Source organism: Devosia lucknowensis, from assembly GCF_900177655.1.
Taxonomy (GTDB): Bacteria; Pseudomonadota; Alphaproteobacteria; order Rhizobiales; family Devosiaceae; genus Devosia; species Devosia lucknowensis.
The window spans coordinates 717,555-741,661 of record NZ_FXWK01000001.1 but is presented as its reverse complement, the minus strand read 5'-3'; the positions used below and the strand labels follow the sequence as shown (position 1 = coordinate 741,661).

The following is a 24,107-nucleotide window of genomic DNA, read 5'->3' as shown; positions in this document are numbered from 1 at the left end:
GCCCCGCGCCACGCTTACTTGATCGGCAGGGCCTCGATGATGACGAAGGCCTGGGCCAGCCCCGCATCGTCGGTGATGGTCAAGTGGATATGGGGCTCGTGCCCATCGGGAACAAGCCGGGCGAGAGCCTTTGCCGCACCGTTGGTCAGCTGCATGGTGGGCTTGCCCGAGGGCAGGTTCACGACCCCCATGTCGCGCCAGTAGACACCCCAGGAAATGCCGGTTCCCAGAGCCTTGGAACACGCTTCCTTGGCGGCGAAGCGCTTGGCGTAGGAAGCGGCGCGCTGAGCGCGGCGATCGGACTTGCGCCGTTCAATCTCGGTGAAGCAGCGCTGGGTGAAGCGATCGCCGTGGCGGTCCAGCGTCTGCTGGACGCGGTGGATCTGGATGAGGTCGGAGCCGAGGCCGATGATCATTCTTTTGTTCCCTGGCCCGAGAAGGCCCCCCACCTAGCCTCCCACTTCAAGGGAGACGAACAGGACTGCGCCTGGAGCGATGAAGCGCCAAAACCACCAGCCCGACTCCTCATCCTGGCAGGAGGACGTTGGGTGGGGGCTTGGGCAGGCACTATTTCACACCCTGAATGCCGCGGCTGCCGGGCTTGATGGCGGGGATGGCGGCGAGTTCGGGGGGCAACTGATCGGCAGGATAGGCCGGCACTTTGAAATCGATCAGCTTGACCAAGGGCACGCCGACATCGGCCTCGCCGCCCGAGCGGTCGATGAGGCAGGCGGCTGCCACGACATTGGCGCCAATCTTGCGCAGCGCATCGACGCACTCCCGGATCGACAGGCCCGTCGATACGATGTCTTCGACGACCACGACCTTGTCGTCGGCCGAGATTTCGAAGCCGCGGCGCAGTTCGAACTGACCATCGACACGCTCGGTGTAGAGTGCGGGAACGCCGAGGTGGCGGGATGTTTCATAGCCGGGAATGATGCCACCGATAGCGGGTGAAACCACCTTGGTGACACCGGGGATCTCGGCACGGATCTTTTCCGCCAGCGCCTTGCAGAGCTTTTCGGTCTGGGCAGGATACTGAAAGACGCGGGCCTTCTGCAGGAATACCGGCGAACGCAGACCCGAGGACAGAATGAAGTGTCCTTCAAGCATGGCGCCGCAATCGCGGAAAACCTGCAGTACTTCGTCCCTATGCATCGCGCGCACTCCTATCGACACTGCCATCCCATTCGAGGGTGGAGATCATTCCAGACTCCCTGATACCGGCCCGCTGGACGGCGGACAGGCCAGGACTGCGCTTGAGCGTTGCCAGAACATCGGTCAGTTGCGCAAGGTCGCGCACTTCGATTTCAAAGATCATCTGGTGGAAGTCCGGCGAAATCATCCGCATGACCAGATTGTTGATGTTGGCGTCGCACGCTGCGATGGCAGAGGAAATCTGCGCCAGCGATCCCGGTCGATTGACCGATTCCATCGAGATGACCGTGGGATAAAGCTTTTCCTCGCTCCGGCCGATGTTCCAACGCACATCGACCCAGGCGACATCGCTGTCGTGCTTGGCGATCAGCGCATCCGAGTGAATAGGATAGACGGTCAGCGGGTTGTGCGTCTCGAGAATGCCCACGAGGCGGTCGCCCGGGACGATCCCTTCCCCCGATACGGTAACGGGCGTATGGAAATCGAGCTGGGCCAGGGCCGCCTTGGCCTGTGGTCCGGAGCGCTGGCCGCCGGGCACGCGGAAGCGGAACTGGTCGGAGCCGCGCAGGGCGAACCAGCCGTCCGCCGTATCGGCCACCGGCAGGTCCAGCTTGCGACGGCGCTTGCGGAGGCCCTTGACCTGGGCAAGAGCGGCCGACAGCGGCTCGGACCCAATCTTGCCTTCGCCGACCGAAATCAACAGGTCACGCTTGTTCTGCTGTTCGAGGACCTCGGCAAGTACCTTAGCCTCGCTCTCATCGAGCATTACGCCTTCGCGCTCGAGCATCATGTTGAGCACGTGCTCGCCCAATGCATAGGCACGCTGGGCGGCGGCCTGGCGCACGGCACGGCGAATAGCAGCGCGCGCCTTGCCGGTGGCGGCAATACCGATCCAGTTCGATGGCGGGCGGTGGTTCTGATCGCGCAGGATTTCGACTTCGTCGCCCGAGCGCAGCTGGGTGACCAGCGGCAGGATCAGGCCATTGATCTTGGCGCCGACACAGGTGTCGCCGATATCGGTATGGAGGGCATAGGCAAAATCGATGGGCGTCGCGCCACGGGGCAAGGCAATGAGCCGCCCACGGGGGGTGAAGCAGAACACCTGATCCTGGAACAGCTCGAGCTTGGTGTATTCGAGGAAGTCCTCGGTCGAAATGCCCGACGTCAGATGGCTGATGGTCTGGCGCAACGAGCCATAGGCATGCGATTCCATCTCGATGCGGCCAAGATTGGCCGACGCGCCATCCTTGTAGAGGGCATGCGCGGCGATGCCGAATTCGGCCACGCGATCCATGGCCTCGGTGCGGATCTGCAGTTCCACGCGCTGGCGGCTCGGGCCGACGATGGTGGTGTGGATGGACTGGTAGTCATTGTGCTTGGGGACCGAGATATAGTCCTTGAACCGGCCAGGCACGACTTTCCAGGTCATATGAACAAGACCGACCGTGCGGTAGCACTCCTCCTCGGACTGCACGACGACGCGGAAACCGATCATGTCCGACAGCTGTTCGAGCGCAATCGACTTGCGCTCGATCTTGGAGAAAATCGAATAGGGTGACTTCACGCGCGCCTTGACCCGCGCGGTGATACCGGCTTCGGCCAGGCGCTCGCTCAACTCGGCGGTAATGGTATCGATGGTCTCGCGATTGTCGGCCTGCATCTGATCGAGACGGGCGGTTATGGCCTCGTAGTGATCGGGCTGCAGGATTCTGAAGCTGAGATCCTCGAGCTCGTTTCGCATGTCCTGCATACCCATGCGGCCAGCGAGCGGCGCATAGATATCCATGGTTTCCTGGGCGATACGGCGCTGCTTTTCAGGCGCCATGAACTGCAGGGTACGCATGTTGTGCAGGCGATCAGCGAGCTTGACCAAAAGCACGCGAACGTCCTGGCTGATGGCGAGCAGCAGCTTGCGCAGGTTTTCCGCCTGGGCTTCCTCGCGGCTGACCAGATTGAGGCGCTCGATCTTGGTCAGGCCATCGACGATAGTGCCGATCTCGCCGCCAAAGAGCTGGTCGATCTCGGCCCGCGTGGCGTCGGTATCCTCGATGGTGTCGTGCAGGAGACCAACCGCAATGGATGCGTCATCGAGCTTGAGCTCGGTGAGGATGGCCGCCACTTCGAGCGGATGATTGAAGTAGGGGTCGCCCGAGGCGCGCTTCTGCGAGCCATGCTTTTGCATGGCGTAGACATAGGCCTTGTTCAACAATTGCTCGTCGGCGTTCGGGTTATAGGCCTGAACGCGTTCGACAAGCTCGTACTGACGCATCATGGGAGTAGCCGCTCGCTCGCCGATGTGAGCTTAGCGCCTGTATCAGAAATGAAAAGAGCGCCCGACGCATGCCGGACGCTCCCTGATATAATCGGATCGAGGTGAGCCGCAAGGCCGGAACCTCCACCGCTCGCCATTCGAGCTGCCTCTCAAGCGTAGCTTTCGTGGCCTGCTCGCCTCAAATCGCTCCACTGGCGCGATTTGCCCTTGCGGGACGGCTCTCAGTCATCGCGCCTTTCGGGCGGGGCGAGGCTTTCGATGCCGCGCAGCAGTTCTTCTTCGCTGATGGTGTCGAAGTTGATCGCGTCATCGTCACCGGCGCTCTCGATCATCGGAGCGGCGCTGGTTTCGGGCTCGTCGACCTCGACATACTTCTGCAGCGAATGGATCAGGTCCTCGTGCAGATCTTCAGGAGAAATGGTGCCGTCGCCGATTTCACGCAGGGCAACGACGGGATTCTTGTCGTTGTCGCGCGGAACGGTGATCTGGCCGCCGGAGGAAATCATGCGCGCGCGATGGGCGGCCATGAGGACGAGATCGAAGCGATTCTCGACCTTTTCGATGCAGTCTTCAACGGTGACGCGTGCCACGAACGTCTCCACACTTGGGGGGAAAGAATGGCCGCAATACACGATGAAGGTCGCAATGACAAGGCTTGGCGGGCCATGGACCCTGCAGAAGCACCTGCTTTACGCGGCATTGGGAATGTGCGAAGAGCATTTACGATTTTAAAGATACCGGCGGAATTTATTGTCGCCGCCCGGGGCCAATTGCAGCGTCGGCAGTCCCCTGCCCTGTTCGGGAGTTCATTTATGGCCATTGATCCGCGCGAGAAGATTGCTCTCTTCATCGACGGGGCGAACCTCTACGCCACCTCCAAGGCCATCGGCGTCGATATCGACTACCGCAAGCTCCTGACCGAATTCAGTTCGAAGGCTTATCTGCTGCGCGCCAACTACTACACGGCGCTCGTCGAGGATCAGGAATATTCCTCGATCCGTCCGCTGATCGATTGGCTCGACTATAACGGCTATACCGTGGTGACAAAGCCCGCCAAGGAATTCACCGACTCCATGGGCCGTCGCAAGGTGAAGGGCAACATGGACATCGAGCTCACCGTCGATGCGCTCGAACAGTCACCCTACTACGATCATTTGGTGCTGTTTTCTGGCGACGGCGATTTCACCGCGCTGGTGGCGGCGCTGCAGCGCAAGGGCAAGCGGGTGACGGTGGTGTCGACGCTGACCACCTCGACGCCGATGATTTCCGACGATCTCAGACGGCAGGCCGACTTTTTCATGGATGTGGCTGAACTGGCCAAAACGGTCGGCAGGCCCCAGGTGCAGCGGCCGGTCGAGGCTTGATCCCGCTTGATCCGTCACCCTCGGGCTTGACCCGAGGGCTCTGTACTTCGCTGCAAAATCGCTAAGTGAAGGGTCCTCGGGTCAAGCCCGGGGATGACGATCGGGGTCGCGGAGGCAGCCCGCCATTCGAGCATAGAACTCATGGCCTGCTCACCTCAAATCTCTCCACCTGAGAGATTTGCCCTTTGGTCCTGGCCACGGCAGCATAGCTCCAGCGGCCTTCTGGACTTGCCCGGCTCCACCGGAGCCAGGCATTCGCTCCGCGAACCGTCTGCGAAGTCAGCCCCGCCCGCCTTCCTTCATGATGCGGGCCTTGTCGCGGTTCCAGTCGCGATCGCGGGCAGTAGCGCGCTTGTCGTAGTTCTTCTTGCCCTTGCCGACGCCGATCAGCAGCTTGGCCTTGCCCTGATCGTTGAAGAAGAGCTTGAGCGGAACGATGGTGTTGCCGGCGCGCGCGACTTCCTGATCAAGCCTGGCCAGCTGCTTCTTGCTGACAAGAAGTTTTCGCGGACGCTTTTCTTCGTGGTTGAACCGGTTGGCCTGCAGATATTCCGGGATATGGGAATTGATCAGCCAGAGTTCGCCGCGCTCGGGCGAAGCGTAGGATTCGGCGATCTGGGCCTTGCCTAGGCGCAGGGATTTGACTTCCGTGCCGGTGAGGACAATGCCGGCCTCGATCGTGTCGCCGATCTCATAATCAAAACGCGCGCGACGGTTTTCGGCCACCTGTCCGTGGCTGATCCACCCACTCTTGTTCTTGTCGTTCTTGTTGGCGGCCATGGCTGCAAAGTCTCGAAATGAAAGGCCCGGCCCACGGAACAGGTCCGCGGACCGGGCCATGAAGTGTTCGCCTCTTAGATAAGGCCGGCGTGGCGCATTGCAAAGTCCATGGCGTCGGCCGTGGGCTTGCTGACCGGGACGAGCGGCAGTCGCATCTCGTTGGCGCAAAGATTGAGGCGGTTGGCGACATACTTGGCTGGCGAAGGATTGGGCTCCATGAAGAGATCCTTGTGGAGATAAGCCAGCTTGTCGTTGATCTCGCGGGCGGCAATGAAGTCACCGGCCAGCGAAAGCTCCTGCATCTGCGAACAAAGGCGCGGAGCGACGTTGGCCGTGACCGAGATGCAGCCGTGTCCACCATGGGCATTGAAGCCCAGCGCGGTGCTGTCGTCGCCGGACAGCAGGATGAAATCCTTGCCCAGACGGGACCGCTGCATGCTGGCACGCTCGAGGTTACCGGTGGCATCCTTGACGCCGATGATGTTCGAATGGGCATCGCGCAGCCGGACGATGGTATCGACGGTTAGGTCGACCGTGGTGCGGCCGGGCACGGAATAGAGCACGATCGGGATGCCGACAGACTTCGCCACCGCGGAGAAATGCTGAAACAGGCCTTCCTGGTTGGGCTTGTTGTAATAGGGGACGACCGAAAGGACCGCATCGGCGCCGGACTTTTCGGCATGCTGGGCCAGCGAAACGGCCTCGGCGGTGGCATTCGAGCCGGCCCCAGCGATCACCGGGACGCGACCGTTTGCGACCTCGATGCAGAGCTTCACGATGCGATGGTGTTCTTCGTGGCTGACGGTGGGGCTTTCGCCAGTGGTGCCGACGGGAACGAGGCCATGCGTGCCTTCCGATATCTGCCATTCGACAAAGCTGGCGAAGGCTTTCTCATCCACGGCCCCATCGCGCATGGGGGTGATGAGAGCCGTAATCGAACCACGCAGCATTTGTCGGTATTCCTCGGTTGGGCGCCGGTCCCGGCCGGCCATTCTATGCGATCTGATGGCCCGGCGCAGAGCACGGGACGGCCGGCACCATACTTTCAACAGCGGCCCGCCACAAGGCGCGCGAAACGGCTTGTGACTTGGCGGAGAAGGCCGGTAAATGAGCCCATGATCTCCATATTTCAGCGCCGCCGCTTGGTTCCCGACGCCCATCCGGCCTTCGCCGGGCTGCAGGCGTCGCCCGTTACGCTGAGCGACGGGAGAACGCGGGCAGCCGTGCACTTGCGCGGCGACTTCGGACCTGGCCGAATGCCGCTCGTGGGCCTGGCGGGCTATCACCGCAACATGAGCGATTTCACTGCCTTTGCCGATTATTTTCAACGGCTTGGGGGCGGCGGCTGGCCGCTGGTACTGATCGACCTGCCGGGTCGGGGACGGGCCGACGACCGACCGAAAAGCACTCTCTACAGCACGCTTTCGGATGCCCGGGACGTGGCGGATATCCTTGCCGCTCTCGGGATCGGGCGGGCGGTTATCCTCGGCCAGGGGCATGGCGGTCAGGTCGCCATGGCGCTCGGCACACGGCACCCGCTGATCGTGCGCGGGGTCATCCTGCTCGATGCCGGTCCGGTGACGGATTCGCGGGGGATCGTGCGCCTGCGCAACAACCTGGCCCATATCCATGGCCTGCGCGGCAGCAAGGCCGTCGCCGGAGGGTTTCGGCGCATGCTCGGTGGGGACTATCCGGGGCATGGAGAGGCAGAACTCGATGCCCTGGCGCTGCGTAGCCATTGGTTCGACAAGCGTGGACGGGCGCGCGCGCTTTTCGACGAGCGTCTCATCGAGCAGATCAAGGACATCGGCTTTGACGATGTGCTGACCCCGCAATGGCCGCTCTACGACGCGCTCAAGGCCATCCCGCTCATGCTGCTGCGCACGCAACTGACCGACCAGGTGCGCCGGGAAACATTCGAGGAAATGGTGCGACGGCGGCCCGATGCGGTCGCCATGACCATTGCCGGACAGGGTTCTCCGGCGCTGTTCGACGATCCGGCCGAAATCGAGGCCATAGCGGACTTCGTCTTCAGCGTTGGAAAAGGTCGTCGCCGCGCCGCGTAGCGGTAGCGACTAGGCCGGCACGGTGGCCGTCATCAGCAGAATGGCCTGCTCGACCCACTGTTCGCGGCGGATGCGACCCTTGATGGCGATGCGCCCTTCGAGCCAGTCGATATGCGCGGATGTCCAGTTCGCGATCTGGTCGTAGTGATAGACGCCCAGATCATGCAAAGCTGATTCCGTTTTCGCGCCTATGCCCTTGATTTTCCTCAGATCGTCGGGGGCGCCGAGGCGGGGCGCAGGCAGCGCAGGGGGGCGTTGCTGCGCGGTTGTCGCCACGGATTGCGCAGGCTCGGCCTCACGCCCGACCGCCCCGGCAAGGCGGCGGGCGGCCGACTTCCGCCCGGCCGGGGGCGAGGCCGCAGCAACGGCATCCACGATCGTCGCGACCCGCGATGCCTGAGCGGCGGAATCATAGCGCGGACGGCGCGCATGTGCAGACATCGTAGCGCGAGCCAGATAGCCTATCAGACACCCCAGACCGTAGGCTGCGAGGAGTAGCAGCGCAATTTCTACGGCGTGATCGACCGGTATCACCGCGCTTCACCGTGGCGCGCGGCACCATAATTCCACCATCCGGTGATCGCGCCGACAACAAGGGCGAGCAGCGCATAGGGCCAATAGACGCCGAGCAGGAAGAGCAAGGACTGCAGGATATGCACAAGCCTACCCCTCTTCATCGGCGCCGCGAATGGACACGACGATGCGCCGGTTCTGCCGCTTGCCATCCGCCGTGGCATTGTCGGCCACGGGGCGGCTTTCGCCATACCCGATGGCGTAGAGGCGGTCGCCGGAGACGCCGCGCTCGATGAGCGCTGTCACCACGGCTTCGGCACGCGCGACGGACAAGGCGAGATTTTGCTGATCGTCGCCATCGCTGTCGGTGTGGCCCTCGACATCGACCATGCTATCCGGACACAGCAACAGGGCCTGGGCAAAGGCATCGAGTTCGGCCGTGGCGCTGGCAGCGATGATGGCGGCCCCCGACTGGAACAGGATGGCGTTATGCGCCGAGAGTTCGGCCAAACGGGCGCGACATTGTGCAAGATCAGCAGCGGATGTCTGGGGCGTGACGGGCGCTGGCACGGGTTCCTCGCGGGATACCGTGGGTTCGGTAACCGTCGCCACCCCCGGCGGTTGCGATGCCGCATCCGTCGGTTCGGCAGGCGACACAGCCGTTTGCGATTCAACGGCCTCAGGATCGCTGAGCGTCAGGCGCCAGGCAGGCGCGTTGGTGCCGAGAACTTCGGTGGCTGCCGCGATGGCACCGGGGGCGAGGGCATTGCCGCTGGCCACCCACTGATTGCCGTCGAAAGCAACGCGCCCATCCCGAAGCAGCGCCAGGACGTCCATGGCCTGCAAGACATCGGAAGCAAAGCCGTCGGGGGCGTCAGCGCGCACCTCGGTTCGGTCTTCGACTTCGGCACCGGCGCGGACCGCGAGGAACCGCTGGAGGGATTCGGCAGGAACCGCGCCTTCGAGGGCGACCCCAGCAGACGTTTTCGTGGCCGACCAGGCGTAGGGGAGCGATGGAGCGGCCGCCGGGATACTGATGGCGGCGCCGTCCAGCGTGGCGAAACTGGCGACAAGCTCGGTCGCTGCGGTACGGGCCGCAGCATCAGCCGCGGTGCCGGACACCGCCCAGGTATCACCATCGAAGACCACCCTGCCCTCTTCAAGCGCCATCAGCGCGGCTACGGCGGCGCGAACGTGCTGGGCGAACTCGGGTGGCGCCCCATTGGCGACGCGGCTTGTATCGGCAACGCGGGTTCCGACATGCACCTTGAGCCACGCCTGTAGCGAAGCGGCCGGCACATTGCCGGCGAAGAGGAAACTGCCATCGGGCAGGCGTTCGGCAGACCAGAGATACGGATCCGCAAAGCCGGGGGCTTGAGGCGCCTCCGTCAACGCCAGCGTCCAGCGGGAGCTGGCCAGGCCGCGAACGGCGAATTCGGTCTCGATCGACCCCTGGTCGATGGCCGAATTCGGCTCTCCCTCGATAGTCCAGACGTCCCCATCAAAAGCGATCTTGCCGCTGCGGAGCCAGGGGATGAAGGCGATTGCCTGTTCGGCGGCCGCTGCAAAATTCTGCGGTTCTCCTGACGCAAAGGTCACGGTGGATGTGGCCCGCGCTCCGGCGGCGGTCAGAAGCGCGGACTCGAGCGCCGGGTCGGGTAGCAGGCCTTCGAGCGTCACCGATCCGCCTGCGTCGCGACGCACGGCGAAGGTGTAGTTTGCGGCCCGCGGCGCCTGGATTTCCTGACTTGCCAGGGTTACGCCTTGAGGCAATCCCGTCGACAGCAGCGATGTGGCCGACCGGTAGTCCGTGGGGGACAGGGCGACGCCCGAAATCGACACGGTACCGCCGGACAAGGAGAAGCGCCCCTCGGACAGGTGTCCAAGCAGTTCGAGGCCCAGATCGACGGTCGAGCGGTAGTAGCCCGGCGCGCCGCCGCCATACTTGAGGAAGCTGACGTCTGCGCCGGCTATGTCCGCAAAGGCATCGCGGGTTGGCTCATCGGGGACATATCCATCGAAGACGAGCGCGCCGCCGGATTGGCGATTGATGCTGACCCAGTAATCGGCGACGCGTGGCGCCGACAGTTGCACAATTGAATTCGTCCCCGACATCGCGTCGTTGACAGCCTGAGCGACCTCGACCGTCGGCGGCACGCCCACCAGCAGGCTCACGCCATCGGTGATACGGGCTTCGCCTTGTTCGAGGCGCGCGAGCTGCTCTACCAACAGCTTTGTCTGTTCGGCAAAGCCATCCGGGGCGCCAGAGGCGAGCGACAGGCCGGTGGCAACGGGAATGCCCGAAACATCAGCCGTCCGAAGGCGATCGGCGACCTGTTCTTCGGGAACGTGGCCCGAAATTGCGATGCGGTTGCCGTCGAACTCGGCACGCCAAGTATAGGGTGTGACGCGCATCGGTTCGAGGGCGATAGTCCCGGCAGAAATTCCTGCCGGCAGCGCAGCCAAGGCGATGTCCAGTTCGCCGAGCGCTTTTTCCGACCGGGCCCGGCCAACGGCATTGAGGGTGAGGCCTGACAGTTCGAAATACCCGTCGTCGACGTGAGCGGCCTGCGAAAAGGCAAACTCGACACCATTGCGCCAGAGCGCTTCATCGGGTTGTCCGGATCGGATTTGAAGATCGGCATCTGCCACATCGTGATCGCGCAGGAGCTGCTGGCGCAGTTCTTCGTTCGGCACGCTTCCAAAAAGGCTTACGCGACCACCCTCTACTGCTACATTAAGTCGATACGGCGACGCCAGGGGCGCGACGGTGACCGTCTCATCGACGGCGGCGAGACCCGAGATGAGCGAAAGCTCGGCGACGGCAGCATTCTTTTCGGCGTCGGACGAGGTGGTGCCGGTGAGGAGAACGTTGCGTCCGGTCACGGACACATGTGCCCATTCGGCGCCCGCGCGATGCATCGCATCCCTGCCCTGCTGCTCGAGCGTCTCTACCATTGCGGGTGTCGTCATCGCCAGGGCGACAGCGGTGCCCCCGGCGACTGTCAAAACACCCGGCGCCACCCACCTGAGGAGGTCCTTGATCATCCCGAATCCGCTGGAAAGCCACAACTTTCCGAAGGGTAAATGATTTGCAGCGAAAGGGAAATGCCGACTGGCGCCGTGGCGGCACCGTTACGGCCCGCGATGTCGCTTTGCACATGTGGGGGTCTGCGCGGCCGTTGTCAGACCGAGCGCAAAAAGAAAGGCCCGGCAGAGCCGGGCCTTTCCGAATTCAGCAGTAATCCAAGGATTACTTGAATTCCTTGGCAGCCTTGAAGGTGACCTTGTAGGCACCGGTCTGGTGAACCTGGCCCTTGACGGACGAGGTGAAACCACCGCCAGGAGCCCAAGCCAGTTCGGCAGCGCCGTAGAAGTCGTTCTCGGCCGGAGCAGGCTTGTTGGTGCCGTAGTAGCCGACTTCACCGGTGACGGTGATGGTTTCGGCAACAGCAGCAACGATCTGAGCAGCGATCTGGTACGACTCGTTGTTGGCGACAGCGGTGTCTTCGTCGAACCAACGACCACCGAGGTTCAGCTTCACGCCTTCGGTGACGGTGGCGCCGACGGAGCCGCCGAAACCAGCCTGGCTCGGCGAAGCCGAACCGCCGTTGGCTTCACCCGACAGGGCGATTTCGAAGATGTCGAACTGGGCCTTGGCGGAGCCGAGGACGTTCCAGTAGTTCACGCCAGCGTTGTTGGCACCGTAAGCGCCAGCGCCAACGACGGTGAAGGCGTCGAACGTGCCGGTGAAGCCAGCATGCACGCCCCAGTTCTCGACGACGCCGTCGAGGATACCACCAGCAAGACCGGTGACGTGAGCCTTGATGCCGTTACCAGCATATTCGATCACACCGACAGCCGAACCAGCCGACTGACCCTGGGTCAGGGCAGCGTAGCCGTTGTTACCAGCAGCAGCAGAGTCGCCACCGAGGTTCTCGAGACCAGCCTTGAGGGTCAGGCCATCAGCAACGGTCGAGACGACCTGGATGGAGTGACCGCCGGTGCGGATCGAGTTCTTGGCGAACATCACGCCGGTGTCGACGTTCTCGGAGTTGAACAGGCCGAGGAAGTTCAGCGGAACGTCGTCGCCGAAGTTGGCGATCGAGCCCTTCTTACCAGCCATGATGGTGGTGGTGTCGCCGACCGAGACGAAGGCTTCGTCAACGATCCAGATGCCATTACCCGAAGCAGTCAGGCCAGCGGGAACGACGCCGCCCAGAGCAACGCCACCGGTTGCGTCACCGCCTACGGCAACGACTTCGTTCGGAGCGTTGAAGTGATGAACCGACTTCAGCTTGATGGTGGCCGAAGCGGGACCGAAGTCGCTCGAAGCGGTACCAACGAACTTCAGCCAGGTTTCAACCTTGGAGTTCCAGTCGTTGTCCAGGCCAGCAACGGTGTCGTTGTCCGGAACGGTCACGTTGTCAGCAGCAAGACCGCCAGCGTTGCTGGCAATGGTGTTGGCCGAACCGTTGAAGTCGCCCCAGTTGAATTCGTACGAGACGCCGCCGGTGATCTGCAGGCAGTTGTCCGAGGACGAGATGGTGAGGCCGGAGATGCCGAGCGAGTCGCAAACGTCGAGCGAAGTCAGGACGCCCAGATCAGCAGCGTAGCCAGCGGTCGAGAGACCAGCGGCTGCAACAGAACCGAGGATAAGGCTCTTGAGTTTCATTAAGTGACCTCCAAAGTCAGTCATTTTTTGGTGCCGGTTACCCAGCGGTTTGTCGTAACGCGACCACACTATTCGTGGTGCAGTGTGTTGCCGTCGCGTCGCGACCGACAAACGATCCCATGCATGGATTCGCAAGACCCACTCTACGCATGCAAAAAGCAGACGCAATCGCGGCGTTGGGGTTTTGGGGCTGACACAATCTGGTTGCCCAGAACTTGTTGCAGATTCAGCACACAGTCGGAAACGGACTGTTAAACAGATTAAACAAATCCTTAAAATTGCCCACTGTCAGGGACTTTGGGCCAAGCCTTTGCGCCGGTAGAGCCGACTTTGTATTGGCCAATACGCCCGTTAAGCTGCTGCCCAAATCGCGGCAATGGCGTGGTGCAATCGTGGAGGACTGTCATGGCTGAGAGCAAAATCGCGCTGGTGACGGGCGGCACGTCCGGTATCGGACGCGCGGTCGCCGTGGGGCTGTCGCAGCTTGGGTGGCGGGTTACGGTTTGTGGCCGCCGGAGCGCGATGATCGAGGATGTCGCACGAGCCCAAGGGATCGATGGCGTCGTCTGCGACGTGACCGACCCCGAGTCCGTGGCGAAGCTGTTCTCGGAAATCCGGGTCCGATACGGGCGGGTGGATCTCGTCTTCAACAATGCCGGACGTTTTGCGCCGGCCCGCAATTTCGGCGACCTCGATGTGGCGACATGGCGCGAGATGATCGATACCAATCTCAATGGTGCGTTCTACGTCGCCCGGGAGGCGTTCCGGATGATGCGGGAGCAGAGCCCGCGGGGAGGACGCATCATCAACAATGGGTCGATCTCGGCCTATGTGCCCAGGCCCCAGGCCGCCAGTTACACCACCAGCAAGCATGCCATTACCGGGCTGACCAAGGCGATCTCGCTGGACGGGCGGGAATTCGGCATCGCCTGCGGCCAGATCGATATCGGCAATGCCGCCACCGACATGACGAGCGGTATGAGTTCGGGGTCGCTGCAGGCCAACGGCACTCTCATGCCCGAGCCCACCTTCGATGTCGCCCATGTGGTGGAGGCCGTCACCTATATGGCGGGGCTGCCGCTCTCGGCCAATGTGCAGTTCATGACGGTCATGGCGACCAATATGCCCTATATCGGACGCGGGTGAGCGTTCAGCCGCGCGACCAAACCCGGTCCCCCGCGATCCAGGTGGACTGGACCTGCCGGTCGTCGGAGAGATGGACGAAACTGGCCTCGGCGGATGGTCGGAGATGGCCCAGCCCAGCGCGGCCGATGGCCTGAGCCGGATAGAGCGAGGCCATGCGGAAAGCTTCGGACGGATCGAGGCCAAGGACATCGATGGCGAAGTTGACGGCGTCGATCATGTCGAGATCGGCGCCGGCCAGTGTTCCGTCGGCAAGACGCAAGGCACCGTCGGCCCGCGTTATGGTCCGGCCATTGAGCTCGAAGCTCGTGAGATCGGTGCCTGTCTGCGACATGGCATCGGTGACGAGAAAGACCCGTCCCGGCCCTTTCTTGGCGCGCAGGGCGGCGCCCATCGCAGCGGCATGGACATGGATACCGTCGGCGATCAGGCCGGCCGTCACGTCAGGGCGATCGAGCACGGCACCGACAAGGCCAGGCTCGCGATTGCCCAGCTGGCTCATGGCGTTGAACAGGTGGGTTGCCATGCTGGCGCCGGCATCGAAGGCGGCATTGGCCTTTTCGTAGCTGGCGTCGGAATGGCCGAGGCTGACGACGGCGCCGGCGTCGACCAGCGACGCGATCTGGGCGGGAGGCACAGTTTCGGCGGCGACGGTGCAAATCAGCGTCGGCAGATTCCGCGCAGCCGTACGGAGGCGCTCCAGATCCACCGGATCCATCGGACGAATGAAAGATGGGTCGTGGGTGCCCTTGCGTGACAGCGCCAGGTGCGGCCCTTCGAGGTGCAGGCCGATAAAGCCGGGAATGCGAGCCGCGACGGCGGCAATGCCGGCCGCAATGGCCTCGTCGTTGACTTCGGCAGTGTCGGTGATCAGCGTCGGCAGGAGTGCGGTCGTACCGAACTGGGCATGCGCCGCGCAGATGATGCGCAGCGAGTCGATGGTCGGCGCATTGTTGAACAGCACCCCGCCGCCGCCATTGACCTGGAGATCGACGAAGCCGGGTACGATCATGCCTCCGCCCAGATCCACACGATCCGCGTGAGCGGGGATGTCGGGTTCCGGAACGATTGCGGAAACGAAGCCGAACTCGATCAGCAGCGCGGCGTCGTCGTGCCAGTCGTGTCCGTCGAAAATGCGCGCGGCGCTGACCGCGAGAAGATCGCTCATACGGTCTCGGTCACTTTCTTGAGGGCCGGCGGCACGTCCGGGTTGAGGCCGCGGTGGCGGGACAGGGCTTCCACGAAGCCGTAGAAGGACACGATCAGAGCGAGGGGATCGGTGATGGGATGTCCGGTGGCGGCAAAGGGCAAGCGCTGGGCCGCGCCGGGCCGGTCGCTGGTAACGAAGGCCAGTGCCCCCTGCCCGGCCAGCTTGTGGGCCATATCGGCCACCGACGCTTCCGCCGCATCGCGCGCTGCCAGCCCAAGCACCGGATAGCCGGGCGTGACGATGGCCACAGGCCCATGCATCACCTCGGCGGCGCTGTAGGATTCGGCCTGGATGTTGCAGGTTTCCTTGAATTTCAGCGCGGCCTCGTTGGCGATGGCAAAGCCCGGTCCGCGGCCGAGCACGTAGAGCGCATCATGACCATACAGGGCGCCGACGAGGCCCGACCAATCGCAGTCGATAGCGCGCGACAGGCTTTCGGGAAGCGCAGAAATGGCCTTGCCAAGATCTGCGTCGCCGCTCCAGCGGGCGAGGAGCGCCAGACCGGCGACCACCGAGGTCACGAAGGTCTTGGTCGCCGCGACGCTTTTTTCAGCACCGGCATGCAGGTCGATGGTGAAATCGCTGGCTTCCGCCAAAGGCGACCCTGCGGTGTTGGTGATCGCTATGGTCGTGGCGCCGCTGCGCCGTGCCGACTGGGCCATGCCGACGATATCGGGGCTCCTGCCGGACTGGGAGATGGCGATGGCCGCGGCCTTGCCCAGCTTGAGATCGCGTCCGTAGATCGAGGCGATCGAGGGTCCCACCGACGCGACTGGAACGCCGAGAACCAGTTCGATCGCATATTTCAGATAGGCCGACGCGTGGTCGGACGACCCGCGCGCAACGGTCACCACGAGGGCCGGATCGAGGGCACGCAAGCGACCGGCAGCTTCATCCAGCGTAGCGGCAGAGGAGGTCAGGAAACCCGCCACGACGTCGGGGATCTGTTCCACTTCCTGGCGCATGAAGGTCTTTTCGGTCACGGTGTGCGGGCTCCATTGCTGGGATCGCCAAGGCGCAGCTCGGCGACAAAGTCATAGGTGTCGCCCCTGTAGGTGGAGCGGGTGAATTCGATGACGCGTCCCGTCGCGAGATAGGAGATACGCTCGATATGCAGGACTGCCGAACCGACTGGGACCTCGAGAAGATGGGCGTCATCCTCCGGAATATTGGCAGCGCGAATGCGCTGGATCGCGCGTACCGGGCGGTTACCGGATTTCTCTAGATGCTTGTAGAGCGAGTCAGCGATGGTCAATGGCTCGGGCAGGACACTGGAGGACAGACTGGCCCGCTCGATGGCAAGCGGCACATCGCCAGTGAGGCGCAGGCGGGATATGCGGGCCACACGCTCACCGGAGCCAAGCCCCAGGATGATTGTTTCCTCAGGTGAAGGCAGATAGAGGCCGCGCTCCAGCCATCGGGCCCGGACAGCCATGCCGCGACGCGCCATATCTTCGCTGAAAGAGGTGAGCTGCGACAGCGATTGTTCAACGCGTTGCGTTTCGGGCGCGACAAAGGTTCCGGAGCCATGCCGTTGGACGAGTACACCCTCCTGCACGAGGTGCTGAACGGCCTTACGAACGGTGACGCGGGAAACGTCGGCGCGCAAGGCGAGGTCGCGCTCCGATGGCAGTGCATCGCCGGGCTTGATCAGACCACGTTTTATGGCATCTTCAACCCAGCGCTTGAGCTGGAGATAAAGCGGCCCTCCGACCTGCAGCACGACCGGGCCGTCGCCAAAGATGTTTCCGGACTGGTCCGTCAAGTTCGCTCCTCGTGGTATCTCGCGGCAGCAAGCATGGCAGACCATGCGATCCGACACGATAATACCAATAAAATACCATTGACCAAGCGCTTTGTGGTCTTCGGCGGAATTTATGTGCCGATTACCTTGTGGATGCTATGCTTTTCCCGGTCATAGAATTGCTCTTGTGCCAACCCACGGGATAAGTGGTATTGGTTTGGCATTCAAGTACAGGAGATTGCGCGTGCTCGCTCCACAAACAGAAGGGCTGCATGCCGAAGCCGTCGGCCTGGATACGCGCGACGACCAGGATATTCTTGCCTTACTGGCCGCAGGCCAGAGCGCGGCGGCGGATTCGGTTGCCACTGCTGCGCCTGCGATCGCTGCTGGCGCGGTCCTGGCCGCGCAAGCCGTTCGCGACGGCGGACGCCTCGTCTATGCTGCGGCGGGTAGTTCCGGCCTCATGGCGCTGGCAGATGCCCTCGAACTTCCCGGAACCTATGGGATACCGCGCGAGCGCATCGTCGTGCTTCTGGCTGGTGGCAGTGACGCGCTCGTGGATATGAAGGGTGGTCCCGAGGATGATGGCCAGGCCGCGCGAAGCGCAGTCGAAGCACTTGGCCTCGGCAGCAAGGATTGCCTCATTGCCATTACCGCCAGTGGCTACACACCCTACCCCCTTGCCGCCCTCGATGCTGCGAGTGCCGCGGGGGCGCGGACCATCGGGATCGCCAATAACGCGGGCGCTCCCATACTGACGCGCGCGCAAGTCGGCATCTGCCTTCCGACACCGCCAGAGGTCATTGCCGGTTCGACACGGATGGGCGCTGGTACTGCCCAAAAAATCGCTCTCAACATGCTTTCGACACTGATGGCAATCCGCCTGGGCCATGTACATGATGGCTACATGGTGAATGTCGTGGCCGACAACGCGAAGCTGCGTGGCCGGGCCCGGGGAATTGTCCAGGCCATTGCAAAGGTGGACGCTGAAACCGCCGAGATTGCGCTCCTGCAGACCGATGGTGCGGTCAAGCCGGCCGTACTCGTTGCCCTGGGCGTCGGCTCGCATGAGGAGGCTACGACCATGCTTGGCCAGCACGGTGGCAACCTTCGCTCCGCCCTCGACACGCTGCTTCGGCGCTAACGGTTCACCAAGTCGTTCGCCGTGCGGAAGACAGGCGGTTGCCGCAGGTCGTCCAGGCCCAAGTCGAGCGCCGAGGTGATCGTGAAAACGTGCTCTTGCCCGGGGAAAAGCGTAACCAGCATGTCACTGATCTCGGCGACGGGATCGAGCCTGTCGACGAATATGCTGAGGTCCTTGAGCAAGGTAGTTGCTCTCACTGTCAGCTGCCAGTCGACGGGACCGATCCGGTCAAGTGTGCATTCGGCTGCAGGCACCGGCAGATCGAGGTCGATGTCCTCGGCAAAATAGTGGAATGCGGTCGTGTCATGCATGGTGGCGACGAGCATTTCGGACCGGATGTCCCCTGGTGTCGCGATGTCATCCGGGATCGAAAGTTCAGCGGCCGAGAGGCGGTCGGCGCAAAGCCGCCAATGTGTCCACTCGGCCATCACCGTGCCATCGAAGCGAATGCGCTTGACCGTCACCGGTCCGCGCCAGAACAGGGTCCGATCATTGACGGCGATCGCAGAAAGCCCCGAGCCGCGTGGCTGGATGGACAGGAAATGCGTCGCAAAGACGTTACGCAAAGCGTACCACAGCGGCTTCCTGCGCCCATACCCATCGATGGCAGACCAGGAGTTGACCGGCCAGCAATCGTTGAGTTGCCAGACAATGGCACCCATATTGAGCGGACGATGCGAGCGCATATGGGCGATGCCGAAGGCGATGGCCCGCGCCTGGTTGAGCTGGGTTGCGAAGTGCCAGTCGTCCATCGATTGAGGCTGCGGCAGGTGACCCTGGAGACCGCGGAGCAGCTTGTCGTTGCCGGAGGTCGCCTTCTGGTGGTGCCACACACCCGGCGAAGTCGGGGTGAGCGGATCGTCGTGAACCGCCTCGGTCAGAGTCGCCCATGTCGGCGGCGCCTGCCAACCGAATTCGGAACAGAAACGCGGCACGCTATCGGCATAGTGTTCGTAACCAACGTCGTTCCAGACATCCCACAGATGCGTGCACCCGTGTGCGGGGTCGTTGGGGTGAATATCCATGCTGCCCGAATAGGGCGAGCCAGCCCAATAGGGTCGTGTGGGGTCGAGTTGGGCAACCAGACGCGGCAGAAGGTCGAGGTAATACGCCGCTCCCCAGGTGCGCCCCTCAAGCGCCCCCTGCCAGCCCCAATCGAACCAACCCCAGATATTCTCGTTGTTGCCGTTCCAGAGAACCAGCGACGGATGGGGCATGAGGCGAACGATGTTTTCGCACGCCTCGGCCTCGATTTCGGCAGGGAGGTCGCCCTCTTCCGGATAGGCGGCACAAGCGAAAAGAAAATCCTGCCACACCAGCATGCCGGCGCGGCTGCAGGCTTCGTAGAAGGCTTCAGTCTCGTAGATGCCTCCACCCCAGACACGCAGCAGGTTGATGTTGGCACCCTTGGCCTGCGCGATGCGCTCGGCGTAGCGCTCGGGCGTTACGCGCGGGAGGAAACAGTCGTCGGGAATCCAGTTGGCACCACAGACATAAATCGGTGTGTCGTTGACGACGAGCGTGAAGGCGGAGCCGTGATCGTCCGCGCTGGTGTCGAGACGAACGGAGCGAAAGCCTATATCGCGCGACCAGGTGTCGACCACCACATCGCCATCGAGCAGTTCGACGGAGAGGACATAAAGCGGCTGGCCACCGAGATGATGTGGCCACCAAAGCTGCGGGGACCGCGTCCGCAATTCGATCAGCGCCGCTCCAGTGGCGATCGGCAACGTCTCCGTTACCCCGGCGACCGAGGCCCTGAGCGTGAGGCCAGCCGGTTCGCCATCGATTTCAACGTGCAGACGGACCAGACCATCGGCACCATCCAGCGTGATCTCGGGACGGACGCGGGACAGCCGCGCAGATGACCAGCTCTCCAGCGTCACACTTTGCCACAAGCCCGCGGTGACAAGCGAAGGACCCCAGTCCCAGCCGAAATTGCAGGCCATCTTGCGCATGAGGTTGGCAGGGCCCGGATAGTTGTTTGGCCGGGGCTCATACTGGCTTTCCAACGCAGCACCGCGCTTCCACGCGCTCCCGAAACTGACCACGAGGTGGTTCATGCCGTCGCGCAACTGGTCGCGAGAGGCGAACCGGTAGCTGCGGTTCATGTTGGCAGTGCGGCCGATCTCGGCGCCGTTGAGGGTGATGGTGGCGAAGGTGTCGAGCCCGGCGAACACCAGATCGACGTGTTCGTCGCCAGCGTCGGACCATTCGAAGCAGGTCTCGTAGCGCCAATCGCAACGGCCGATCCAATCGAGCGTAATCTCGTTGAGGTCCAGGTACGGATCGGGGATCAGGCCCGCCGCCAGCAGGTCGGTGTGCATCGTGCCGGGCACCGTCGCCGGAATGCTCTCCGGCAGGCCCGGACGCATGCCGGGACCGCCGAGGCAGGTCTGGCTCCAGCCCGAATTGAGAGAGCGGATCTGGCGCATCTGAAGCCTCGAAAACGTTTCAGATGCTTCCATACATGAGCGGACGGGAAATGCCAGCCGCCAAAAGAGAACCCCGATGCGTCGACCGCATCGGGGTTTCGCACTGAGAGCGTTGAAAGACTCAGGCCACGGCCTGACGGCGAGCGCCGCGTGCCCATGCGGGCAGCATGTCGCCATGGGCAACGAGGAGATCGTCTACGAGGCTCCAGATCTGCTCAAGATCCAGTTCGGCTGCGGTGTGCGGGTCCATCATCGCCGCGTGATAGATGTGCTCGCGGTTTTCGTCGACCAGCGCACGCACCGTCAGTTCCTGCACATTGATGTTGGTGCGGATCAGAGCGGTGAGTTGGGGCGGCAGATCGCCGATGAAGGTGGGCTGCAGTCCGTTGTCGTCCACCAGGCAGGGCACTTCCACCGCCGCATTATCGGGGAGCGAGGTGATGACGCCATTGTTCCGGAGATTGCCGTAGATCACCGAGGGCTCGCCCGTCCAGACCGAGTTCACGATGGAGGAGGCGTATTCCTTGGACGGCTTCACAGTGATGGTCTCGGCGGTACGATACTGCTCGGACGTCTTCTTCCAGCCCTCGATCTGTTCCACGCAGCGCTTGGGATATTCGTCGAGCGGGATGCCGTATTTTTCGATCAGGTCCTCGCGACCCTCCTTGATGAAATAGGGCGTGTATTCAGCGAAGTGTTCCGAGCTTTCGGTGACGAAATAGCCCAGGCGCGTCATCATCTCGTAGCGCACCTTGTTGGGGCAGCGCGGGTTCCAGCCCGGCTTTGGCGCGCGGCCTTCGCGATAGGCACGGTGCAGTTCGGGATAGAGATCCTTGTAGGAGCCGTCGGGCTGGCGATGCTCGAGCTTGAGATAGAAGGCCATATGGTTGATCCCGGCCGAGCGGTACCGGATGTCCTCGTAGGGTATGCCGAGATCGTGGGCCAGTTCATGCGCCGTGCCCTGGACGGAATGGCAGAGGCCGACCTGCTTGATGGTGGGGTATTTCTCGGCAATGGCCCAGGTGTTGATGGCCATGGGGTTGACGTATTGCAGCATGATCGCGTCCGGCGCGACCTCGAGCATGTCTTCGCAGATGCTCCACAGATGCGGAACCGTGCGCAGTCCGCGCATGATGCCGCCGACGCCCAGAGTGTCGGCGATGGTCTGGCGAAGGTTGTACTTCTTAGGGACGTCGAAATCGACGACCGTAGAGGGTTCGTAGCCGCCGATCTGGAAACAGACGACCACGAAATTCGTGCCGTCCAGCGCGGCGCGCTGATCCGCAAAGGTCTTGACCGTGGCGGGGACGCCCAGCGTCTTCACCAGCTTGCCGGCGATGATGGCGCTTTCTTCGAGACGGGTCGGGTTGATGTCCATGAGCCGGATTTCGGCGCCCGCAAGTGCCGGGCGCTGCAGGATGTCGCCGACGATGTTCTTCATGAAAACGGACGAGCCGGCGCCGATGAAGGTGATTTTTGGGTTTGCCATGGGATGCTCCAGAAGTGTCGAGCGGAGCTTACGACTTGCAAGGCTACGAACAATCCGGAATGCTAACAGCTTCTTCCGGGATTTACAGATTTCGATGACCAGAACTCTCGAGTACGGCGCGGTGCCGGCGGGCAAGACAGCGCCAAGACCCCTCTCTCGCCCGGATCGCAGCTTTTATGCCTCGGCCAAGGCCTTCGGCCGGTTCGGTATCCGCTCGTTCACGCCACGGACCATGCCGGAACCGCACAGCCACGGGCATATCGAGTTCAACTGGCTTTCCGCTGGCGAAATGGACTACCGGTTCGACGGCGGCGCAACAACCATTGGCGCGGGACGGCTCGTTGCTTTCTGGGCCGGCATTCCGCATCAGACCGTTGCGCTGCGCGGTGCCGAAGCTGCCCGGCAGCTCAATATCTACCTGCCGATGGACGCCTTCCTCGAAATGCCGCAACTGGGGCGACTGACCGACACGCTGATGGGCGGCGGCGTGGTGGAGCTCGCGGCCGGCTGCGCTGGCCTCGACATGCTGGAGCGCTGGCACGCCGACTATCGCAGCGGCAATGCGGTGCGGACGGACCTGGTGCGGGCCGAGATCGGCACCATGTTCAGGCGCGCCGCGATCGTGGGGTGGGAGACGCTCCTGCCACCGTGGCTGGACACTGCAGGCAGCAGGGGCAAGAGCGCCCTGCCCGTCCGGCACGTGGTGCGCATGGTGCGCCATATCGTCGAGAACATAACCGAGCCGCTGGCTGCGGAAGACATCGCCGCAGTCGTCGGGCTCCATCCCAACTATGCCGCAGACCTCTTTGCCAAGGTCATGAACATCTCGCTGCAAAAATTCGTGGTGCGCATGCGGCTGATCCGGGCCCGCTCACTGCTGTTCGACGGCAGTCTTTCCGTCGCAAACGTCGCGTTCCAGGCAGGTTTCGGCTCGCAGACACAGTTCTACGAACATTTCCGCAAAGCGTATGGCGTGACACCGGGCGACATGCGCAGGGATGTCCAACGATAGAGTCGTATCCGGGGACAAACTTCGGGTAACCGTGCCCTTCCGCCTTCACGGGAGCCGTACGGTGTGGGCCGGTTCGAACTCCGCCCTGCCGAAAGTGGCGCGGAGATTGTTTTCCGTCCATTCAAACGGATAGCCAAGGTTGACTGGCAGTGCCGCAGTCAGTTCGTTCCTGATCTCGGGAGGCAGTTCCAGTTCGCCGGCAACCAGGTTTTCACCGACCTGCCCCGGGGTCCGCGCGCCGATGATGGCCGCGGTGATCCGCTGGTCACCGAATAGCCAGCTGAGCGCAACCTGGCTGGGCGTATGCCCGAGCCGCTGCGCAACGTCAGCCACTTTTTCGACCAGCTTGAGCGCATCCTCGAACCAGTAGCGCGGCACGGTTACAGAGGCCTGAATGCCCATGCGCGACCGTGCATCCGGCGCCAACTGATCGCGATATTTGCCCGACAGCATCCCCGCTGCCAGAGGGCTCCAGCAAATGATGCCTACTCCCGCATCCTCCGCCGCCGGCAGGATTTCGCGCTCTATATCGCGGCGAATGAGATTATAGAGATGCTGCCCTGAAATCAGCCGCTCATAGCCTTTGGCATCTGCCAAGGTATTGGCCTTGGCGATCTGCCAGCCGTAAAAATTCGAGCAACCGACGTAGCGAACCTTGCCGGCGCGCACGAGATCGTCTGCCGCGCGCAGGCTCTCTTCGAGCGGGGTATAGGGATCGGGCCCGTGGAATTGATAGAGATCGATAAAGTCCGTCCCGAGCCGCTTGAGGCTGCGCTCGCAGGCATCGATGATATGCTTGCGCGATAGCCCCCGCGCCGTGACGGCGCTGTCGGTCGGAAACCAGCACTTGGTCGCCAGCACAAGGTGGTCGCGATCATAATCCCTGATCGCCATGCCCAGCATACGCTCGGATTCCCCAGCGCTGTAACCGTCTGCGGTATCGATGAAATTGCCGCCACCCTCGATGAAGCGGCGTACGATGGCGCTCGACGTGTCCTGATCGCACCCCCATTGGTCATTGCCGAAAGTCATGGTCCCCAAGCAAAGCCGCGAAACCAGAAGGCCGGAGCGTCCGAGATAGCGATACTTCATCCATTTCCTC

The 24,107-nt window shown here is 62.8% G+C and carries 21 protein-coding genes; 5 read left to right on the top strand and 16 right to left on the bottom strand.

The annotated features are described in order from the left end of the window. Window positions 1-14 precede the first annotated feature (14 nt). The 4 genes from acpS to rpoZ all read right to left on the bottom strand — a co-directional run bounded on the left by acpS (window position 15) and on the right by rpoZ (window position 4,020). Complete coding sequence (acpS, locus tag CCK88_RS03470; protein ID WP_086469133.1) at window positions 15-416, bottom strand: holo-ACP synthase; 402 nt, start codon at window positions 414-416, stop codon at window positions 15-17. A gap of 151 nt (window positions 417-567) precedes the next feature. Next, on the bottom strand, window positions 568-1,158 hold the full coding sequence (gene pyrE / locus CCK88_RS03465) for an orotate phosphoribosyltransferase (RefSeq protein WP_086469132.1): 591 nt from the start codon (window positions 1,156-1,158) through the stop codon (window positions 568-570). After that, on the bottom strand, window positions 1,151-3,430 hold the full coding sequence (locus CCK88_RS03460; RefSeq protein WP_086469131.1) for a RelA/SpoT family protein: 2,280 nt from the start codon (window positions 3,428-3,430) through the stop codon (window positions 1,151-1,153). Before CCK88_RS03460 ends, pyrE begins: the two co-directional genes overlap by 8 nt. Before the next feature lie 221 nt (window positions 3,431-3,651). After that, window positions 3,652-4,020 (bottom strand): DNA-directed RNA polymerase subunit omega, encoded by a 369-nt coding sequence (gene rpoZ / locus CCK88_RS03455; protein WP_086470791.1) that lies wholly within the window; start codon window positions 4,018-4,020, stop codon window positions 3,652-3,654. A 222-nt stretch (window positions 4,021-4,242) separates the two neighbouring features. Between rpoZ and CCK88_RS03450 the strand changes: the two genes are divergently transcribed. Next, entirely contained in the window at window positions 4,243-4,794 is a 552-nt protein-coding gene (locus CCK88_RS03450; protein ID WP_086469130.1) for a LabA-like NYN domain-containing protein, read from the top strand. Between the two features lie 279 nt (window positions 4,795-5,073). On the opposite strand, the gene smpB is transcribed toward CCK88_RS03450, so the two are convergent. Together smpB and dapA are read right to left on the bottom strand one after the other, a co-directional pair. Continuing rightward, the gene (smpB, locus tag CCK88_RS03445; RefSeq protein WP_086469129.1) at window positions 5,074-5,574 is read right to left on the bottom strand and encodes an SsrA-binding protein SmpB; all 501 of its coding nucleotides are present in this window, start codon (window positions 5,572-5,574) and stop codon (window positions 5,074-5,076) included. Window positions 5,575-5,648: 74 nt separating this feature from the next. Further along, window positions 5,649-6,524 (bottom strand): 4-hydroxy-tetrahydrodipicolinate synthase, encoded by an 876-nt coding sequence (gene dapA / locus CCK88_RS03440; protein WP_086470790.1) that lies wholly within the window; start codon window positions 6,522-6,524, stop codon window positions 5,649-5,651. A 165-nt stretch (window positions 6,525-6,689) separates the two neighbouring features. Here dapA and CCK88_RS03435 point away from each other — a divergent pair, with 165 nt between their 5' ends. Next, window positions 6,690-7,640 carry an alpha/beta hydrolase gene (locus tag CCK88_RS03435; protein ID WP_170926337.1) on the top strand — a complete coding sequence of 317 codons (951 nt, stop codon included), beginning with the start codon at window positions 6,690-6,692 and terminating at the stop codon, window positions 7,638-7,640. 9 nt (window positions 7,641-7,649) lie between these two features. Here CCK88_RS03435 and CCK88_RS03430 read toward each other — a convergent pair whose 3' ends face one another. From CCK88_RS03430 to CCK88_RS03420, 4 genes are all read right to left on the bottom strand, one after another. Continuing rightward, complete coding sequence (locus tag CCK88_RS03430) at window positions 7,650-8,081, bottom strand: NADH-quinone oxidoreductase subunit E (protein ID WP_086469127.1); 432 nt, start codon at window positions 8,079-8,081, stop codon at window positions 7,650-7,652. 89 nt (window positions 8,082-8,170) lie between these two features. Further along, the gene (locus CCK88_RS18740) at window positions 8,171-8,299 is read right to left on the bottom strand and encodes a hypothetical protein (RefSeq protein WP_280173798.1); all 129 of its coding nucleotides are present in this window, start codon (window positions 8,297-8,299) and stop codon (window positions 8,171-8,173) included. Window positions 8,300-8,303: 4 nt separating this feature from the next. Then, window positions 8,304-11,201: an OmpA family protein gene (locus CCK88_RS18735; RefSeq protein WP_086469126.1), complete on the bottom strand. Its 2,898-nt coding sequence runs from the start codon at window positions 11,199-11,201 to the stop codon at window positions 8,304-8,306. 205 nt (window positions 11,202-11,406) lie between these two features. After that, window positions 11,407-12,828, bottom strand: a complete 1,422-nt coding sequence (locus tag CCK88_RS03420; RefSeq protein WP_086469125.1) for a hypothetical protein — start codon at window positions 12,826-12,828, stop codon at window positions 11,407-11,409. Window positions 12,829-13,233: 405 nt separating this feature from the next. Here CCK88_RS03420 and CCK88_RS03415 point away from each other — a divergent pair, with 405 nt between their 5' ends. Beyond that, entirely contained in the window at window positions 13,234-13,974 is a 741-nt protein-coding gene (locus CCK88_RS03415) for an SDR family oxidoreductase (protein ID WP_086469124.1), read from the top strand. A 4-nt stretch (window positions 13,975-13,978) separates the two neighbouring features. Here the strand turns inward: CCK88_RS03415 and nagA are convergent, their stop codons facing one another. Genes nagA through CCK88_RS03400 form a run of 3 tightly spaced genes read right to left on the bottom strand, consistent with a single transcriptional unit; the run spans window position 13,979 to window position 16,946 of the window. Next, window positions 13,979-15,139, bottom strand: a complete 1,161-nt coding sequence (gene nagA / locus CCK88_RS03410) for an N-acetylglucosamine-6-phosphate deacetylase (RefSeq protein ID WP_086469123.1) — start codon at window positions 15,137-15,139, stop codon at window positions 13,979-13,981. Continuing rightward, window positions 15,136-16,164 (bottom strand): SIS domain-containing protein, encoded by a 1,029-nt coding sequence (locus tag CCK88_RS03405; protein WP_170926336.1) that lies wholly within the window; start codon window positions 16,162-16,164, stop codon window positions 15,136-15,138. Before CCK88_RS03405 ends, nagA begins: the two co-directional genes overlap by 4 nt. Further along, a complete protein-coding gene (locus tag CCK88_RS03400; protein ID WP_244557420.1) occupies window positions 16,161-16,946 on the bottom strand; it encodes a GntR family transcriptional regulator in 786 nt (261 codons plus the stop codon). The genes CCK88_RS03405 and CCK88_RS03400 overlap by 4 nt, the downstream gene beginning before the upstream one ends. A 223-nt stretch (window positions 16,947-17,169) precedes the next feature. On the opposite strand from CCK88_RS03400, the gene CCK88_RS03395 reads away from it, so the two are divergent. Continuing rightward, window positions 17,170-18,069: an N-acetylmuramic acid 6-phosphate etherase gene (locus tag CCK88_RS03395; protein WP_244557419.1), complete on the top strand. Its 900-nt coding sequence runs from the start codon at window positions 17,170-17,172 to the stop codon at window positions 18,067-18,069. Here CCK88_RS03395 and CCK88_RS03390 read toward each other — a convergent pair. Next, window positions 18,066-20,504, bottom strand: coding sequence for a glycoside hydrolase family 2 protein (locus tag CCK88_RS03390; RefSeq protein ID WP_086470788.1), 2,439 nt, complete (start codon window positions 20,502-20,504; stop codon window positions 18,066-18,068). The genes CCK88_RS03395 and CCK88_RS03390 overlap by 4 nt on opposite strands. Window positions 20,505-20,625: 121 nt before the next feature. Beyond that, entirely contained in the window at window positions 20,626-21,993 is a 1,368-nt protein-coding gene (gene melA / locus CCK88_RS03385) for an alpha-glucosidase/alpha-galactosidase (protein ID WP_086469120.1), read from the bottom strand. A 94-nt stretch (window positions 21,994-22,087) separates the two neighbouring features. On the opposite strand from melA, the gene CCK88_RS03380 reads away from it, so the two are divergent. Further along, complete coding sequence (locus CCK88_RS03380) at window positions 22,088-23,005, top strand: helix-turn-helix domain-containing protein (RefSeq protein WP_170926335.1); 918 nt, start codon at window positions 22,088-22,090, stop codon at window positions 23,003-23,005. Between the two features lie 45 nt (window positions 23,006-23,050). Here the strand turns inward: CCK88_RS03380 and CCK88_RS03375 are convergent, their stop codons facing one another. Further along, window positions 23,051-24,097, bottom strand: a complete 1,047-nt coding sequence (locus CCK88_RS03375; RefSeq protein WP_086469119.1) for an aldo/keto reductase — start codon at window positions 24,095-24,097, stop codon at window positions 23,051-23,053. Window positions 24,098-24,107: the final 10 nt, after the last annotated feature.